The sequence below is a fragment of the Streptomyces sp. NPDC002640 genome (genome assembly GCF_053592575.1).
Genome location: NZ_JBSFVZ010000008.1, coordinates 80,232 through 96,338, shown reverse-complemented (window position 1 = coordinate 96,338; position 16,107 = coordinate 80,232). Strand labels below are relative to the sequence as shown.

The window sequence follows — 16,107 nt, the reverse complement described above, 5'->3', positions numbered from 1 at the left end:
CGTGGCCACCGCCGTGGGGCGGGCCGACGACGCCGACGTCCGGTCGGACGAGGACGACAAGACGGTCGGTGTCGCCAACGCCCTGGCGCTCCTCCTGGACAAGTCGGTCGACGACTCCCGCGCCTACGAGTACCGGGTCACCAACACCGGTGACCTGGAGATCACCGACCTCGCCGTGGTGGACGACCGGGTCACCGGCGTCGTCTGCGACGACACCACGCTGGCGCCGGAGGCGGTCACCACCTGCCGGGGCACGTACACCGTGCGGGAGGAGGACGTCGCCGACGGCAGCGTCGTCAACCAGGCCTTCGCCCGGGGCCGCTCCGGTGCCCGGCAGACCGAGTCGGAGCCGGACAGCGCGCGGATCCAGATCCTCCGGCCCGGCACGCCCGGCCTGAGCATCGTCAAGGAGGTCGAGAACCCCCGCCAACACCGGTGACTCCCTGCTCGAGGGGATCGCCGTCCGCGACGACCGCTTCGGGCGGGTCGTCTGCCCCGCCACGACCCTCGAGCCGGGCGAGACCGTGACCTGCACCGGGACCTATGTGGTCACCAGCGGGGACGCGCGGCAGGGCCGGATCACCAACACCGCCGTCGCCACCGCCGAGGGCGGGATCCGCTCGGAGACCGACTCGGCGACCGTCCAGGTCGAACGCAAGCCGTGCCACGGCCACGGCCCCGGCAAGCCCTGCAAGGACAAGCCGGGCCACCACGGCCACGGCGCCCAGCCGGCCACCCCGTGCCGGAACGAACGCCCGGCCGCCTGACGGGCCGATCCCCTGACGGAGCCGCCGACACCCCGGCCCGCCGGCACCTCGCCGGCGGGCCGGGGCATGCTCCCGCGAGCGCGCCCGGCCGTGAGAGCGCCCACCGCCGCCGCGGTCACGGGCAGGGCCCCCGCCCGGCGCGCGGCCGTCACCGCGGCCCAGCGGCCGTGGACGCCCAGCCCCGGAACCGCGGGGGTCACGGTTCGGCGGCCTCGCTGTGAGCGCTCTCAGCGGGCCCGCCGTTGCCCCTATCCTGGTCGGCGGCCGCACGCCGACGCAGACGCAGACGAGGAGCCCGGCCTTGCCCGAGCAGACCAGGGGACCACGACCGACACTCGAGGCCGTCGCGGCACGGGCCGGTGTGTCCCGGGCGACGGTCTCCCGGGTGGTCAACGGGGCCACCGGAGTGCGCCCGCCCCTGGCCGACAAGGTGCGCCGGGCCGTGGAGGAACTGGGGTACGTGCCCAACCACGCGGCCCGCTCCCTGGTGACCCGCCGCACCGGCGCGGTGGCGGTGATCATCGCGGAGCCCGAGTTCCGGGTGTTCTCCGACCCGTTCTTCGAGCAGAAGGTGCGCGGCATCAGCCGTGAACTGAGTGCGCACGACGCCCAGTTGGTGCTGCTATGGGCGGAGGGCTCCAGCGACCAGGACCGGATCGCCCGCTACCTCGAGGGCGGCCACGTGGACGGGGCGCTCGCCTTCTCCCTGCACACCGACGACCCGCTGGCGGCCCTGATCGCCGGCACCCGCATCCCGGCGGTCTTCGGCGGCCGCCCGGCCTCCGGCCCGGTGCCCGGCGCGCCGTTCGTGGACTGCGACAACCGCGGCGGCGCACGGGAGGCGGTGCGCCACCTGGTCTCCCTGGGCCGGCGGCGGATCGCGCACATCGCGGGGCCGCGCGACCAGGTCGCCGCCCTGGACCGCGTCGACGGGTACCGCGACGTCCTGGTCGACGCGCCCGAGGAGCTGCTGTGCCAGGGCGACTTCACGGAGGCGGGCGGCGCCCGCGCGATGGCCGAACTGCTGGACCGGTGCCCCGGCCTGGACGCCGTGTTCGTGGCCAACGACCTGATGGCGGCGGGCGCGCTGCGCACCCTGCGGGAGCGGGGCGTGCGGGTGCCCGAGGACGTCGCGGTGGTCGGGTTCGACGACATGGCCGCCGTCACCGGGATCACCGACCCGCCGCTCACCACCGTCCGCCAGGACATCGCGGGCATGGGCCGGCTGATGGTCAGGCTGCTGATGCGGCTGCTGGACCGCCCGGGCGAGGCGGTCCCGGCGTCCGTGATCACCCCCACCACGCTGGTGCGGCGGGCCTCCGCCTGAGGGCCGAGCGCCCGGCCGGGCGAGTGGCCGAGCGCCCGGCCGGGGCGCGCGAACGCGGCGACGGCAGAACAGAGGCGGCGGTCACCGGGCGGACCCGGTGACCGCCGCCTCCGGCGGAGCCCGTCAGCTGTAGGGAATGACCAGCACCGACGAGTCGGAGTTGGTCTGCAGCCGCGACGTCGCGTTGCCGATCGCGCTCCAGACCTCCACCCGCACCGTCCCGCCGCGCAGGTTGCCCAGCGTGCCGGTGGCGGACTTCAGGCCCCGGGTCTGGTCGTAGCGCTCCCAGCCCGACACCGGGTCGGTGGCGAAGTAGTGGTACGTCTCCGTCCGGTCGAAGGTGCCGTCGCCGGTCAGGTCGTAGCTGATCCTGGCCTGCTGGCCGAGACCGACCGAGGTGCCGGCGTCCACGGCCAGCCGGAACGACGTCGAACCGCCCGAGGTGAGGGTGCCGTTGACGCCCTTCACCTCGTAGACCAGCGGCTGGTACGGCGTGCCGTCGCGGTTGGTGCCGCCGGCCGAGGCGATGGTGTCGCTGCCCGCCGAGCCGTCGGTGGCCGTGGTGAGCACGCCGCCGCTGCGCAGCCGGAAGGTGTTGCCGGACACCGGGGGAGTGCCCGGATCGGTGCCGCCGGGCCCGGTGGCGGTCGCGGTGGACCGTGCGGGCACGCTGAGCGTCCGGCCGTCGGAGAAGGTGACCGTCCGCGCGGTGGAGCCGTGGTTGTGCGCCGCGTAGGTGCGGGTGCCGTTCTTGGAGAAGACGGCGGAGGTCGGGATGTCACCGGTCACCGAGGTGTCGGGTGCGCCCGTCGTGTCCAGGCCGGTGAGCCAGTGGTAGGTGTGGGCCTTGGACTCGCCCCCCTCCGGGGTGTATCCGGCGTGCCCGGCGTCCCACTTGGCCTTGGCCGCCGCCGGGTCGGCCAGCGACTGGAACTCCCAGAGGATGTCCCGCCATTCGACCGCGGGCCCGCCGTTCTCCCGTTCCATCTCGGCGAGGTTGCGCCGGATGGCCTCCTTGTGGGCGCCCAGGTGCAGGGCGTTGGCGGCGGTCACCGGAAGGGTGTTGATGCCGTGGATCTCCTCCGGGTTGGCGGTCCACCAGGTGGAGTAGGCGCCGCCGCTGCCCCACACCATGCCGAGGGTGTCGTGGGTGTAGGAGGCGGGGAAGACCTGCTGGTCCTTGTCGAACCAGTACTGGGCGATGGCCTCGCTCTCCGTGGTGAGGAGGTAGACGCCGAGGTCGCGCAGCGAGGTGTCCCCGGTGGCCGAGCCGTAGAGGACCAGGGCGGCGCTGAGGTTGGTGGACTCCGAGGAGGACTCCTGGTTGTTGCCGGCGGCGAAGCCCTGGTGGCCGGAGGCCCAGCCGTGCCCGGCGTAGACGTCGAAGCCGCGCAGGAAGGGGAAGGAGCCGTCGGTGCGGCTCGGGTTGGCGGTGTCGCGCACCAGCGTCCTCACCATGCCGCCCCAGGCGGAGTCCGCGGCCCACTGGGCGTCGTACTGGGCGACGATCGCGGCGGCGTGGACGTAGTACCCGTAGTGGAAGTGGTGGTCGTTGAGTTCGGTGTCGCTGCCGTACGAGGCCGGGTAGCCGGTGAGGGTCTTCCAGTCCTTGTCGTAGGAGAACTCGTTGGCCCCGCCCGCGGTGAACCAGTCCTGCAGCTTGCCCTTGATCAGGCCGAGCAGTTTGTCGCGGGTGGCGGTCTCACCGATCTGGTCGGCGATGGTGACCAGTTGGGCCAGCTTGCCGAGGGCCTTGCCGGTCCAGTAGGTGTCCGTGGCGCCGGAGAACGGGTCCGAGGAGTTCGCGACGTCGTTCAGGTAGCCGCGGAGCCGCGCCGTGTCCAGCGCGCTGCTGCGCGGGAGTTGGGGCAGCGAGGGGGCCGCCTTCATGCTGGTGCTGAAGGAGGCGCCCTCCCGGACCTTCATCTGGCCGCGCGGCGAGACGTAGGTGTGGGAGGTGAGGGCGTCGGTGGTGTGCAGCCACTGGTGCCGGTACAGGGCCTGCAGGGCGCCGCGCTCGGTGCCCTCCTTGGCCTCGGTGGTCAGCGAGTAGGTGGCCTTGACCGTGCCCGACGCGTAGCTCCAGTCGACCTTGGACCCCGTGACGAAGCTGAAGGCGTACTTGCGGTAGGTGGCCAGGGCGTCCGTGGAGGGCAGGACGGCGAGGGAGAAGTAGTCCTTGCCGGCGAGCCCCGCGGTGATCTCCGTGCCCGAGACGTTCCAGTCGGCGCCGGTGGGCGCGAACAGGGCGTAGTGGTGGCCGCCCACGGTGATGCCGAGGACGTTGCCCTGGTCGGAGAAGACCGTGGGCGTGGCGGCGGTGCTGATGCGCGCGTTGCCGCCGGAGCCCTGGGCGTAGACGAAGGGCATGCCGTGGCCGATGGTGGTCCGCAGGGTGCGGGCGCCGTCGGACCAGTAGGGCGTGACGGTCCAGTCGGACCACGCGTCCGCCTTGGTGTCGGGCGAGTTGAGCCCGGCCAGTCCGACGGTCAGGTCGCGCTTGTGGGCGAACTCGTACTGCCGTCCGTCACCGACGATCGCTGGGGTCGTCGGGTAGCCGACCTCCAGCCCGCCGGCGACGGCCTGGTAGGTGAGCGGGTGGCCGTACATCGGCGTGGAGTACGGGTTGTCGCCGTAGCGCTGGAAGGCCAGGGAGGACCACCAGTCGTTGGTGGGGACCGGCTTGCCCTGGGCGGCGGCGGTGACCTTGGGCTTGACCGGCGTGCCGGTGTTGGTCGTGGGCCCGGACGTGCCGGCCGGACGGGTGTCCGAGTAGCTTCCGGCGCCCACGGGCACGGTGGCGGCCGCGGCCGGGGCCGCCGCGGGACCGAGTCCGACGGCGGCCAGCGACGCGGCCATGACCAGCACCGAGGCCGGCCTCAAGGCCCGGAGAGGTCGCGGGGGGAGGGATGGCATGGAGACACCTCTTGTCATCACGGGGCATCGGGGGGACGTGATGGAACGTGGGGGAGGAGCGGTTCCGGAACCTCCTGGGAGCGGAAGAGAGCGCTCTCAGGACGCGGGAAACGTAGGACCCCCGGGGGCGGGTGTCAACACTTGTCGCACAGCCGGACGCCACTTCAGGGCGATACGTGGCGCTTCCGGCCCGTCCTGTTGAGAGCGCTCTCAGGCGCTCTCGGGCGTTCGCAGGCGTACTCGGGCGCTGGTGCGTCCGGCCCTGGCGTCCTGATCAGGGCGCGTCGGTCCCCTGATAGGTGAACGACGGGACCGTGAGGTGGCCCCGCGAGCAGGTGAGGCCGACCAGGCGTCCGGTGAAGCCGCCTGCGGTCTCCGTCGAGAGGTAGCGGCCGTCCAGCCGGCCCAGTTCCCGGAAGCCGTCGGCGGTCACCACGCCGGCGACGATCTCGTCCGGCCCCGGGACATGGGAGGGGGCCGGACCGGACGGCGGCGCGGTCCGCAGTTCCAGCGTGACGACGGCACCGGCCTCCGGCAGTTCGCCGAGGACCGCGCGGACCCCGCCGATCGTGGCGACGGCCCGCACCGCGCCGTCGCCGGCCTCCACGGCGACGGCGTGCCGGGGGTCGACGCGCAGTTCCAGCCCACCGGCGCCGTGGGTGGCGTCCACGGTGACCCGGGTGCGCGTGGTGAGGTGCTGCTGGCGGCGCCCGGCGAACGCCCGGTCGTCCCCCTCGACGGCGGTCATCCGCAGCCCGCCGGACTCCGCGGGCCGGAGCACCTCCGCCGGGAACCTGCCCGCCGCCACCCAGGACAGCGGCAGGTCCGGCCCGGTCAGCTCCTCGGTCAGTTCCGCCGGCGACCGCGGCTCGATCGGGTCGCCCGTACGGGGCCAGCCGTCCTCCCAGACGACCTCGCAGGCGTAGGTCTCGCGGCCCAGCACGTGCCAGTGCGGGGTTCCGCCGAGCGCGCGCACGCCCAGGAAGACCATGGCCCAGCTGCCGTCCGGGCGCTGCACCAGATCGGCGTGCCCGGTGTTCTGCACGGTGGTGCCCAGACCACGCGCCGTCAGCACGGGATTGTGCGGGCAGGGCTCGAAGGGCCCCGAGGGTGACGACCCGCGGGCGACGGTGACGGCGTGACCGCGTTCGGTGCCGCCCTCCGCGACGACCAGGTACCAGTGCCCGCCGATCCGGTAGAGGTGCGGTGCCTCCGGATACTTGCCGCCGGTGCCGCCCCACAACTGCCGTGGTGCGTCCAGGAGTTCGCCGCCGACCGGATCGAGTGCGGCCTGCACGACCACCGTGCGCCCGGCGTCGTCGGTACCGGACCAGCTGAGGTGGCAGGTGCCGTCCCGGTCCCAGGCGAGGTCGGGGTCCACGCCGGGCGGGGCGTCGATCCAGACCGGGTCCGACCAGGGCCCGGCCGGGTCCTCGGCGGTCACCAGCAGCATCCCGTCGCGGTCGGCGAAGTTGGTGGTGATCATCCAGAACCGGCCGTCGTGGTACCGCAGCGTCGGCGCGTAGATGCCGCCGGACGGGCCGGCCCGGTCCAGCGAGAGCTGCGACGGCCGGTCCAGCGCATGGCCGATCTGCCGCCAGTGCACGAGGTCCTCGGAGCGGAACAGCGGAACACCGGGGGCGTACTCGAAGCTGGAGCAGGCCAGGTAGTACGCCTCCCCCGCCCGGCAGACGCTGGGGTCGGGGTGGAACCCGGGAATCACCGGGCGCTCCGGCAGTCGCATGCGCAGGCCTCTCGGGGCGGATCGGCTCGGACGGCGACGAGTATCCGGCACCGGTCACACCGTGCACAGGCCCGTTCCCGCCGACATGCGCGGGCGGGACGCGGGGGAGCCGCCTCCGCCGTAAGGTCGGTCGGGGGGCGGGCGCCGGCCCGCCCTGTGGAGGAGGGGTTCCGCCGTGGGGGACGTCGTGGGAGACACGCACGAGCACGCTCGCGAGGCACAGGGGCAGGCCGTCGCACGGGCCGTGGCAGAGACACGGGCCGAAGCACGGGCCGTGGCAGAGGCACAGGCCGGAGCACGGGTCGTGGCAGAGGCTGAGGCACAGGCCGGAGCGCGGGCCGTGGCAGAGGCTGAGAGTCGGGCCGTGGCAGAGACACAGGCCGAAGCACGGGCAGAGGCCGAGGTCCGAGCGCGGATCGCGGCGGGACTGGTCTACACGGAGTCGGAGGCGGCCTTCCTGGGCCCTCTGCGCCGCGACGACGAGATCTTCGCCTACAACCACACCCCGCCGTCCGACACCGCGCGCAGGCGCGCGCTGCTCGGCGCGATCCTCGGCTCGGTCGGTGAGCGTCCCGTGCTGCTGCCACCGTTCCACGCCGCGTACGGCAGCAACGTCCACATCGGCGACGACTTCTTCGGCAACGCCTACCTCTCCTTCGTCGACGACGTGGAGATCCGCATCGGGGACGGAGTCATGATCGCGCCCAGCGTGACCCTGACCACGACGGGCCATCCGGTGCACCCCGCGCGCCGCGAGGACTTCGGCCGCTTCTCGGAGCCGATCGTCATCGAGGACAAGGTCTGGATCGGCAGCAACGTCGTCGTCCTGCCCGGCGTACGGATCGGCCACGGCTCGGTGATCGGCGCGGGCAGCGTCGTCAGCCGTGACGTGCCCCCGATGACGGTCGCCGTGGGGACGCCGTGCCGGGTGCTCCGGGAGATCACGGACGACGACCTGGCCACCCGCGTCGCGCAACGGCCGCCGAACGCCCGGTAACGCCGGTAACCCCGACAACACCGTTCCCCGTCCCGTCGGCGGCCGTTCACCTCGGGGGCACTCCCCGGTTCTGCTGCGTTTGCCCCGCGATTCTCGGCGTTCTCCCACACAGCGCTGCTTCCGTGTGCTGTGCCGATCAACGGCACCGCACGACGAAGGAGGCGCACCGTGGCGGAACCACTGCACGTGGCCAGCAGGCTGCACGCGTTCAACCGGTTCGAGCTGAAGTACCTCGTGCCGGTCGAGGAGGCCGCCGCGATCAGGGACGAGCTGGCCGAGCGGATGGACCTGGACCCGCACAGCCCGGTCGGCGGCTACGGGGTGTGGAGCCTCTACTACGACACCGCCCAGCTGCGCTTCTACTGGGAGAAGATCGAAGGGTTGAAGTTCCGGCGCAAGCTGCGCATCCGGCACTACGGGGACCTCGACGGAGTGACCGACGAGTCGCCCGTGTGCGTGGAGATCAAGCAGCGGGTCAACCGGGTCACCCAGAAGCGCAGGATCACCCTGCCCTACGGGGCCGCGCGGCTGCTCTGCGACGGCCGGCAGCTCGTCGAGCACTCCGACAAGGAGAGCGCCTTCGTCCAGGAGGTCCTGGAGCTGATCGTGCGGCTGGACCTGCGGCCCACCGCCATCACCGGCTACCAGCGCGAGGCGCTGGTCGGCCGTGACGCGGACACCGGGCTGCGGGTGACCTTCGACCGGCGCGTGCGCGGCCGTGACCGGGACTTCCATTTCGGCATCCCGAACCCGGAGAACCGCTTCACCATCCCGCCGCACCTGGCGGTGATGGAGATCAAGGTGAACGAGCGCACCCCGCACTGGATCACCGACCTGGCCGCGCGCCGGAACCTCAACCTGGTCCGGGTCTCCAAGTACGTGCAGTCCATCGAGGCGTTCGGGCGCGCCCCGCGGTCCGTCTTCCACGTCCACGAGGCGGACTACCCGCCTCCGGCCACACCCACCACCCCGTCCCCCCACCCGACCACCGGGCAGCTGCCCGGGCAGCGGCCGGCGTCCGAGGCGCCGGTGAAAGCAGGAGCACAGTGAATTTCGATCTGCAGGAACTCAGCGGCACGTTCAGCGTCGCCGACGTCGTGGCGGCCATGGCGCTGTCGTTCGTCCTGAGCACGTTGATCGGCTACGTGTACCGGTACACGCACCGCAACGTCTCCTACAGCCAGTCGTACGTCCAGACGCTGGTCATCGTGGGCATGATCGTCGCCCTGATCATGCTGGTCGTCGGGTCGAACCTGGCCCGGGCGTTCTCGCTCGTCGGCGCCCTGTCGGTGGTCCGCTTCCGGAACGCGGTGAAGGAGACCAGGGACGTCGGCTTCATCTTCCTGGCGATGGCGATCGGCATGGCCTGCGGCGCCCGCTTCTACACGCTGGCCGCGGTCGGCGCCGTGGTGATCTGCGCCGTCGTCCTGGTGATGTCCAAGTTCAACTGGTTCGCCCTCAACGTCCAGCGCCAGGTGGTCAAGGTCCAGGTCCCGGCCGGTGAGGACTACGCACCGGCGATCAGCGACGTGCTCATCAAGTACACCACCGAGTTCGAGCTGGTCAGCACGGAGACGATCAGGGGCGGTGCGCTCAACGAGGTGTTCTACACGGTGCGCATGAAGAAGGGCACCGAGCCCGGTGAGCTGGTGAGCGCGCTGCAGGAGCGCACCTCCGGCCAGCGGGTGACCGTGCTGACCGGTTACGACACCACCGATCTGTGATGGCCGGCGACTCCGCGGCGCGCGGACGCCGCCTGCGGGACCGCCTCCCGGTCCGGCTGCGGCACCACTGGAAGCCCGTGGGCGCCCTGTGCGCGGGACTGGCGGTCATGGTGTACGGCTTCGGCGACGCCCGCGTCTCGCCGTTCGTCACCTCCGCCTCCACGACGGAGGGCGACCCCATCACCCAGGACATCCGGGGCACGGTCGGCCTGTACGACACCACGGTCTCCCACAGCGTCCGACTGAGCTACGACCAGACCGAGTTCGACAAGATGATGAAGGAGTTCCAGGAGGACGGGAGCAAGGAGTACATCGAGGCCGACCTTATGGTCGACGGGGTCCAGCTGGAGGACGTCGGGCTCCGCCTCAAGGGCAACTCCACCCTCATGTCCCTGCGCGGCGGCTCCGGTTCGGGCATGCCCGGCGGCGGCCGGGGCGGCGGCGGAATGACGCAGTACGACCTGTCCGAGGAGAAGCCGGAGGAACTGCCCTGGCTGATCAAGATCGACGAGTACGTCGAAGGCCGCGCGTACCAGGGGGAGCGGGAGATCTCGCTGCGCCCCGGAACCGACGAGCAGCTTCCGGTCAACGAGGCGCTGGCGCTGAGCCTGATGGACACCAGCGGCCTCAAGAACGAGCGCTACTCGTTCACCTCCTTCGAGGTCAACGAACGGCCCGTCACCACCCGGCTCATGGTGGAGAGTCCCGACACCGAGTACGCCGAGTCCGCCGGAGACGGCGACGGAGTGATGTACAAGGCACGGGCCGGCAGCAGCTTCGCCTACGTCGGGGACGACCCGACCGACTACGAGAGCTCGTTCAAGCAGCTCAACAAGGTCGGCAGCCAGGACCTGGAGCCGGTCATGAAGCTCGTCAAGTGGGTCGACCAGGCGTCGGACGAGGAGTTCGAGAAGGAGCTCGACCGGTACGTCGACGTCGAGTCCCTCGCCACCTACGTGGCGGCCCAGAACCTGCTGCTGAACGGCGACGACATGTCCGGGCCGGGCAGGAACTACCTGCTGTGGTACGACCTGGACACCAAGAAGTTCACGGTGCTGGGCTGGGACTACAACCTCACCTTCTCCGGTGACGCGACGGCCGGTCCCGACGACGAGACCGGCATGGGCGGCATGCCCGGAGGCCGGGGCGGCGGTACGGCCGCCGAGGGACAGGAGGCGGCTCCGGAGGGCGGCCTGCCCGAAGGGCTGCCGGAGGGCGCCCCGGAGAACCTGCCCGAGGGATTGCCGGAGGGCTTCCCCGAGGGGCTGCCGGAGGGCTTCCCCGAGGGCTTCCCCGAGGGCTTCCCCGAGGGCGGCATGCCGGGAGGCACCGGAGCGGAGGCCGGCGAGGAGGGCGAAGCCGGCCGGGGAGGCATGGGCGGCTTCTCCGGCCACGCCCTCAAGGACCGCTTCCTGGAGTCCGACGCCTTCGACACCGTCTACAAGAAGGCCTACCAGGAGCTCTACGAGAAGTTCTACGGCTCGGGTACGGCACTGGAGTCGCTCGACCGCGTCGCCGACGCGGCCCGCGCGTCCGGCGCCGACGCCGAGGGCCTGGACTCCGCCGTGCAGAAGCTGCGCACGACCGTCACCGAACGCACCGAGGCGCTGGCGAAGGACGAGGAGGTCACCGGCTGAGGCCCACGCCCGGGAGAGTCCCCCGAAGGACCCTCCCGGGCGCCCGGGCACCCCCCCCGCTGCCCCGGGGGGAGACATGCCGGGCCGCGAGCACGTCGCGCGACCCGCCGCAGGTAACGTCCGGTGCGGGCCCAGGCCCGGGCACGCCGTGGACCGCAGCGAAAGAACGGGACCGCACAGCACCATGATCGAGTCTTCCGAAGCCGAGCCGCGGCACCGGCTTCTCGTCGTCGAGGACGAACCCAGCATCCGCACCCTGCTCGAGTCGACCCTGCGCCTCACCGGCTACCGCGTGAGCAGCGTCGGGACCGGACGCGCCGCCCTGTCCGAGGCCGAACGCCTCCAACCCGACCTGCTGCTCCTGGACGTGATGCTGCCCGACCTGGACGGCTACGAGGTGACCCGCCGGCTGCGCGCCGCGGGCAACGACGTGCCGGTGCTGTTCCTCACCGCCCGCACCGGCGTCGACGACCGCATCGCGGGACTGAGCGCCGGCGCCGACGACTACGTCACCAAGCCCTTCAACATCGAGGAGGTCCTGCTGCGCATCCAGGCCATCCTCCGCCGCACCCTCGGCCAGGACGCCCTGCTGCCGGACACCGTCCTGCGCTACGCCGACCTCGAACTCGACGAGACCGCCCACGAGGTGCACCGGGCCGGTCAGTACGTGCAGCTCTCGCCGACCGAGTTCAAGCTGCTCTCCTACCTCCTCGACAACGCCGGCCGGGTGCTCGGCAAGGCACAGATCCTCGACCACGTGTGGGGCTACGACTTCGCGGGCGACTCGCGCGTGGTCGAGACGTACGTGAAGTACCTGCGCAAGAAGATCGACCGGTTCGAACCGCCGCTCATCCACACCGTCCGCGGAGTCGGCTACTGCCTGCGCCTGCCGCGCGAGAACCAGGGACCGTCCGACCGGTGAGCCTCCTCCGCCGTTCCCTCGCCCCCCGCTCCCTGCGCGGCCGCCTCATCCTCGGCGTCACGGTGCTGGCCACGCTGGCCGTCCTCACCGCCGAACTGATCGGCTTCTTCGTCCTGCGCTCCTGGCTCGTCGACCGCGTCGACCAGCAGCTCACCGAGTTCACGCCGAGGCCCCCGGCCTTCTCCGACGCCCGGCGGCCCGACGGCCCGCCACCCGTGCAGAACGCCGGCGCGCTGCCGTCGGACTTCCGGGTCTACTTCTACAACGCCTCCGGACAGCGCCTGGACCACGTGCTCGGCTCGAACGACAGGCCCGGCCCCGAGCTCGCGGACACCCTGCAGGAGCTCGGGCTGCGGGACGGCCGGCCCACCACCGTGGACGCCGAACGCGGCGACGGCAACTGGCGGGTCCTGCTGCGCACCGGGCCCCAGGGCATGGGCGCCGTCGTCGCCCTGCCCCTCGACACCGTGGACGGGGCCACCTCCAAGCTGCTGTGGATGGACGCCCTGCTGCTCGCCGTCACCGTCGCCGCCGTCCTGGCGCTGGCCCGGGGAGTGGTCCGCCTGGGACTGCTGCCGCTGACCCGCATGGAGCGCACCGCGGGCGCCATCACCGCCGGACGGCTCGACCTGCGGCTGCCGGACACCGATCCGCGCACCGAGATCGGGCGGCTCGGCACTGTGCTGAACACCATGCTCGACCGGCTGCACAAGGCGCTGCAGGAACGCGAGGCGTCGGAGAACCGCCTCCGGCAGTTCGTCGCCGACGCCGGCCACGAACTGCGCACCCCCCTGACCGCCGTCCAGGGCTTCGCCCAGCTCGCCCTGCGCCCCGGCCGGCGCAGCGACCAGGAACGGCGGGAGGCCGACCGGCTCGTCGCGCAGAACGCCGAGCGGATGGGGCTGCTCGTCGACGACCTCCAACTGCTCGCCACCCTGGACCGGCAGCCCGCCTACCAGCGGGAGAGCGTGGACCTGCTGTCCCTGGCGGCCGACGCGGTCAGCACCGTGGCCCTGCAGCGGCGCAGCCACCCGGTGGACCTGACGCCCCTGCGCGAACCCGAGGGCGGGCAGGCACGCGAACTGGACGTGGTGGAGGCGGTCGGGGACCCGCACCGGCTCCGGCAGATCGTCGAGAACCTGCTGTCGAACGCGCATGTCCACACCCCGCCCGGAACCGGCATCCACGTCCGGGTGGGCGAGGGCCCGGCCGGCCCCGGCCTCGGCGGCACGGACGTGCCCGGACGCGTCGGCACGGCCCCTGCCCTCCCGCCCGGCACGCCCGTCGCCGTCATCGAGGTCGCGGACGAGGGTCCGGGGCTGAACGCCGAGGACGCCGGGCACGTCTTCGAGCGTTTCTACCGGGCCGACCGGTCACGCTCCCGCGCCCAGGGCGGCAGCGGACTGGGACTCGCCATCGCCGCGGCCATCGCCGAGGGCCACGGCGGGCGCCTCGAACTCGACCCGGGGCCGGGCACCGGGGCGACGTTCCGCCTCGTGCTGCCGAAGTGGTAGACCCCGGCCCGGCGTCCCGGCCGCGCGGGAGGGGCGGGGCGTCAGCAGGCGTCGTACTTCCAGGCGCCCTTCTCGCGCAGCCAGGGCTGGCCCTTCTGGTCGAACTCCGGGAGGCCCTTCACCCGGTAGGAGACGCGCGCCTGGTCGCCGGAGACCTCGTCGACCGTCACATCGGTGGCCTCGCGGGGACCGTGCTTCTCCGCGATGTCGGCGACCGCCGCCGCATAGGCCTCCTCGCCCCTCTTGTCGGCGTGCTCCGCCTCGTGGGCGAGCACGTCCTGGCAGCGCTGCGACATCATCCCGAGGGACGTGGAGGCGTCGTTGCCGAAGTAGGCGCCGATGTAGGTCCGCACGTCCTTCGCGAGTGCCCGGGTCTCGGCCGTGGCCGGCTTCTCCTCCGCGGCCGTGTCCGCCGCCCCGGCCTTCGGGGATTTCTCCTCCTGGGAGGCGTCACCCGAGGAGCAACCGGTGAGGAGGGAGAGCGCCACGACCATGGCTGCGGGCAGAACGCGGATACGCATGTGTCCTCCGTGACGGGGGCGAGGGCCGGGACCGTTGAGCATGGTGCCAGAGCGGGACGGCGCACGGTACAGGGCGACGGCAGCGGAGTCCCGGCCTGCCCTCACCGTCCCTGGGGGCGCCGGCCGGCGTGGGGGTAGGAGTGCGCGGCGGGCACGTCGGGGAGGACACCCGGCCAGACGGCCTCCAGCGCCTGCGCCGAGGGCGTGAAGACCGGGCCGAGGGAGGCGAGCGCGTCGCGGTCGTGCCACTCCCAGCGGCGGAAGTGATGGGGCTCGGGCAGACCCGGCGTGCCGGTCCAGGCGGTGATGTGGACGACGGCGGTCAACCGCCGCACGCCGCCGGCCCGGTCCCCGTGCGCCCCGTGGACACCGTGGGCTTCGTGGTCTCCGTGGAGGATCGTGACCAGGTCGGCGTCGGTGGGGGAGGCCCGCAGCCCCGCCTCCTCCGCCAACTCCCGGCAGGCGGCCTGCTGCGCGGACTCGCCGGCGTCCACGTGCCCGCCCGGGAGCTGCCACATGCCGTGCGTCGACCGGCCCAGCAGGACCCGTCCCCGCTCGTCGGTGACCACCGCGGCGGCCCCGAACACCGCCTGCGGCTTCAGCGGTCCCTTCTCCAGCGGCCACCAGGACGCCACCGGGCCGCGCAGGACGACCAAGGCCTGCCCGTCCACGTCGAACCGGTCCGCCCCTTCCCATCCCTCGCCGAGGACCGCCAGTTCGTCCTCGTCCAGCGCGGTGCGGTGTTCCCCGAGGGCGTCCGCGGCGACCGGCGCGACGACCACGAGCGCCCCGCCCTTCCGCAGCCGTGCGCCCAACACGCGCAGGACGCGGGCCCGGTCGCGGAGGACGGCGTACGCGTGACGGACGGCGATCAGGTCGTAGCCGTCGTCCCGCAGTGGGGTGAGGTCGTCCTGCTCGACGTCCAGGCACAGCCACCGCACCCCGACCGGCCGCATGGCGTTATCCGGGGCGGCCTCGGCCGCCTCCGTGGAGGTCACCGCGTCGACCGTGTAGCCCGAACCCGCCAGGAACGCGGCGAGTTCACCGGTGCCGCAGCCCAGGCCCAGTGCGGTTGCCTGGTCGTGACCCGGGCCCAGGCCGGCGAACAGGGCCTTCTCCGCCGCTCCGAGGCCGCGGCAGTCCTCGACGCCCGGGGTCCTGCGGTCGTGGTGGGGCATGGTCTCCCTCTCTTTCGGCGGGCGTGCGCCCGCCCGGTCGGTCGCGCCCGCCCGGTCGGTCGCGCCCGCCGGGTGCGTGCGGACTGCTCCCATACCTGCGCCGATCCGGCACCCGTTACGAGTGGTCGGGGGGACGTGTTCAGGACAGATCCGCGCCGCGGCGGGAGAGGCGCGAGGTGCCCTGCCCGGCGGAGGCGCCGCGCGGCCGTTGTCGGTGGGCCGTGCGAGGCTTGTGCTCATGCTGAAGACGGTCGTGACGACGGAGACGGGCATCCGGGCGGTCCGCCCGGACGCCGGTGGACCCGCACTGCCGGTGCGCGTGCCGGACCCGTTGGACCTGCCGGGCGAGTCCATAGGCTCGCGGACCCCCTGAGTGGCCCGGAAGTTTCACGATGTCGTGTGACGGCTGTTGACAGCCGATGACGCTGCTGGCTTCATGAAACAGACGGGTGGGAGCGCTCCCACCCGGACGTGTGTACGTCCTCTTTCGTCACCCGGCGGAAGAAACGGTGCGAAGACGGGCAAAGTGGCCTCGCTGTCTGCGGACTCTCACGGCACAGCCGTGACCGCGGCCGGACGACCGTGGTCCCGCACCACGCACCCCGCACCACCGAGTCGCACCCACCCGCGCACGACCGAGCCGCACCAACCCCGCACCGCACGAAGCACCACCGCACCCCACGCCTGCCCCGTGGTCCCGCCGGCCTTCCCCCCGGCGGAACCGCACCCCCCCGGGGCAGGCCGGCGTCCGGCGCCGGTACCGGCACGTCCGGTACCGGCGCCGCACGTACGCCGTCACCCCCTTCCGGCGTACGCGCGGACGTCCGTCTCGTCGCGTTTCCCGCTCAGCACCCGCTTCC

The 16,107-nt window shown here is 72.7% G+C and carries 14 protein-coding genes; 10 read left to right on the top strand and 4 right to left on the bottom strand.

Annotated features, from left to right (window positions below):
- Window position 1: 1 nt before the first annotated feature.
- From ACWD3O_RS13105 to ACWD3O_RS13095, 3 genes are all read left to right on the top strand, one after another.
- Window positions 2-439 carry a DUF7507 domain-containing protein gene (locus ACWD3O_RS13105; RefSeq protein ID WP_451415900.1) on the top strand — a complete coding sequence of 146 codons (438 nt, stop codon included), beginning with the start codon at window positions 2-4 and terminating at the stop codon, window positions 437-439.
- 4 nt (window positions 440-443) lie between these two features.
- Complete coding sequence (locus ACWD3O_RS13100; RefSeq protein WP_451416014.1) at window positions 444-767, top strand: DUF7507 domain-containing protein; 324 nt, start codon at window positions 444-446, stop codon at window positions 765-767.
- Between the two features lie 301 nt (window positions 768-1,068).
- Window positions 1,069-2,094 carry a LacI family DNA-binding transcriptional regulator gene (locus ACWD3O_RS13095; protein ID WP_451413085.1) on the top strand — a complete coding sequence of 342 codons (1,026 nt, stop codon included), beginning with the start codon at window positions 1,069-1,071 and terminating at the stop codon, window positions 2,092-2,094.
- Between the two features lie 123 nt (window positions 2,095-2,217).
- Here the strand turns inward: ACWD3O_RS13095 and ACWD3O_RS13090 are convergent, their stop codons facing one another.
- Together ACWD3O_RS13090 and ACWD3O_RS13085 are read right to left on the bottom strand one after the other, a co-directional pair.
- Window positions 2,218-5,010 (bottom strand): glycosyl hydrolase, encoded by a 2,793-nt coding sequence (locus ACWD3O_RS13090; protein ID WP_451415899.1) that lies wholly within the window; start codon window positions 5,008-5,010, stop codon window positions 2,218-2,220.
- Between the two features lie 274 nt (window positions 5,011-5,284).
- Window positions 5,285-6,754, bottom strand: coding sequence for a family 43 glycosylhydrolase (locus tag ACWD3O_RS13085; RefSeq protein WP_451415898.1), 1,470 nt, complete (start codon window positions 6,752-6,754; stop codon window positions 5,285-5,287).
- 364 nt (window positions 6,755-7,118) lie between these two features.
- Here ACWD3O_RS13085 and ACWD3O_RS13080 point away from each other — a divergent pair, with 364 nt between their 5' ends.
- The 6 genes from ACWD3O_RS13080 to ACWD3O_RS13055 all read left to right on the top strand — a co-directional run bounded on the left by ACWD3O_RS13080 (window position 7,119) and on the right by ACWD3O_RS13055 (window position 13,548).
- Complete coding sequence (locus tag ACWD3O_RS13080) at window positions 7,119-7,751, top strand: sugar O-acetyltransferase (protein ID WP_451415897.1); 633 nt, start codon at window positions 7,119-7,121, stop codon at window positions 7,749-7,751.
- A gap of 186 nt (window positions 7,752-7,937) precedes the next feature.
- Entirely contained in the window at window positions 7,938-8,801 is an 864-nt protein-coding gene (locus tag ACWD3O_RS13075) for a VTC domain-containing protein (protein WP_451416013.1), read from the top strand.
- On the top strand, window positions 8,798-9,475 hold the full coding sequence (locus tag ACWD3O_RS13070) for a DUF4956 domain-containing protein (RefSeq protein WP_451415896.1): 678 nt from the start codon (window positions 8,798-8,800) through the stop codon (window positions 9,473-9,475). Before ACWD3O_RS13075 ends, ACWD3O_RS13070 begins: the two co-directional genes overlap by 4 nt.
- Window positions 9,475-11,112 (top strand): CotH kinase family protein, encoded by a 1,638-nt coding sequence (locus tag ACWD3O_RS13065; RefSeq protein ID WP_451415895.1) that lies wholly within the window; start codon window positions 9,475-9,477, stop codon window positions 11,110-11,112. The genes ACWD3O_RS13070 and ACWD3O_RS13065 overlap by 1 nt, the downstream gene beginning before the upstream one ends.
- Before the next feature lie 184 nt (window positions 11,113-11,296).
- Window positions 11,297-12,034, top strand: a complete 738-nt coding sequence (locus tag ACWD3O_RS13060) for a response regulator transcription factor (protein WP_451415894.1) — start codon at window positions 11,297-11,299, stop codon at window positions 12,032-12,034.
- Window positions 12,031-13,548, top strand: coding sequence for a sensor histidine kinase (locus ACWD3O_RS13055; RefSeq protein WP_451415893.1), 1,518 nt, complete (start codon window positions 12,031-12,033; stop codon window positions 13,546-13,548). The genes ACWD3O_RS13060 and ACWD3O_RS13055 overlap by 4 nt, the downstream gene beginning before the upstream one ends.
- A gap of 41 nt (window positions 13,549-13,589) precedes the next feature.
- On the opposite strand, the gene ACWD3O_RS13050 is transcribed toward ACWD3O_RS13055, so the two are convergent.
- Window positions 13,590-14,069, bottom strand: a complete 480-nt coding sequence (locus ACWD3O_RS13050; RefSeq protein ID WP_451415892.1) for a hypothetical protein — start codon at window positions 14,067-14,069, stop codon at window positions 13,590-13,592.
- Window positions 14,070-14,170: 101 nt separating this feature from the next.
- On the bottom strand, window positions 14,171-15,247 hold the full coding sequence (locus ACWD3O_RS13045; protein ID WP_451415891.1) for a bifunctional class I SAM-dependent methyltransferase/NUDIX hydrolase: 1,077 nt from the start codon (window positions 15,245-15,247) through the stop codon (window positions 14,171-14,173).
- Between the two features lie 238 nt (window positions 15,248-15,485).
- On the opposite strand from ACWD3O_RS13045, the gene ACWD3O_RS13040 reads away from it, so the two are divergent.
- The gene (locus ACWD3O_RS13040; protein ID WP_451415890.1) at window positions 15,486-15,620 is read left to right on the top strand and encodes a hypothetical protein; all 135 of its coding nucleotides are present in this window, start codon (window positions 15,486-15,488) and stop codon (window positions 15,618-15,620) included.
- Window positions 15,621-16,107 lie beyond the last annotated feature (487 nt).

Coding starts and splice junctions, on each gene's coding strand:
- ACWD3O_RS13060 (WP_451415894.1), top strand. CDS start 11,297: ATGATCGAGTCTTCCGAAGCCGAGCCGCGGCACCGGCTTCTCGTCGTC.
- ACWD3O_RS13040 (WP_451415890.1), top strand. CDS start 15,486: ATGCTGAAGACGGTCGTGACGACGGAGACGGGCATCCGGGCGGTCCGC.
- ACWD3O_RS13045 (WP_451415891.1), bottom strand. CDS start 15,247: ATGCCCCACCACGACCGCAGGACCCCGGGCGTCGAGGACTGCCGCGGC.
- ACWD3O_RS13050 (WP_451415892.1), bottom strand. CDS start 14,069: ATGCGTATCCGCGTTCTGCCCGCAGCCATGGTCGTGGCGCTCTCCCTC.
- ACWD3O_RS13090 (WP_451415899.1), bottom strand. CDS start 5,010: ATGCCATCCCTCCCCCCGCGACCTCTCCGGGCCTTGAGGCCGGCCTCG.
- ACWD3O_RS13065 (WP_451415895.1), top strand. CDS start 9,475: ATGGCCGGCGACTCCGCGGCGCGCGGACGCCGCCTGCGGGACCGCCTC.
- ACWD3O_RS13085 (WP_451415898.1), bottom strand. CDS start 6,754: ATGCGACTGCCGGAGCGCCCGGTGATTCCCGGGTTCCACCCCGACCCC.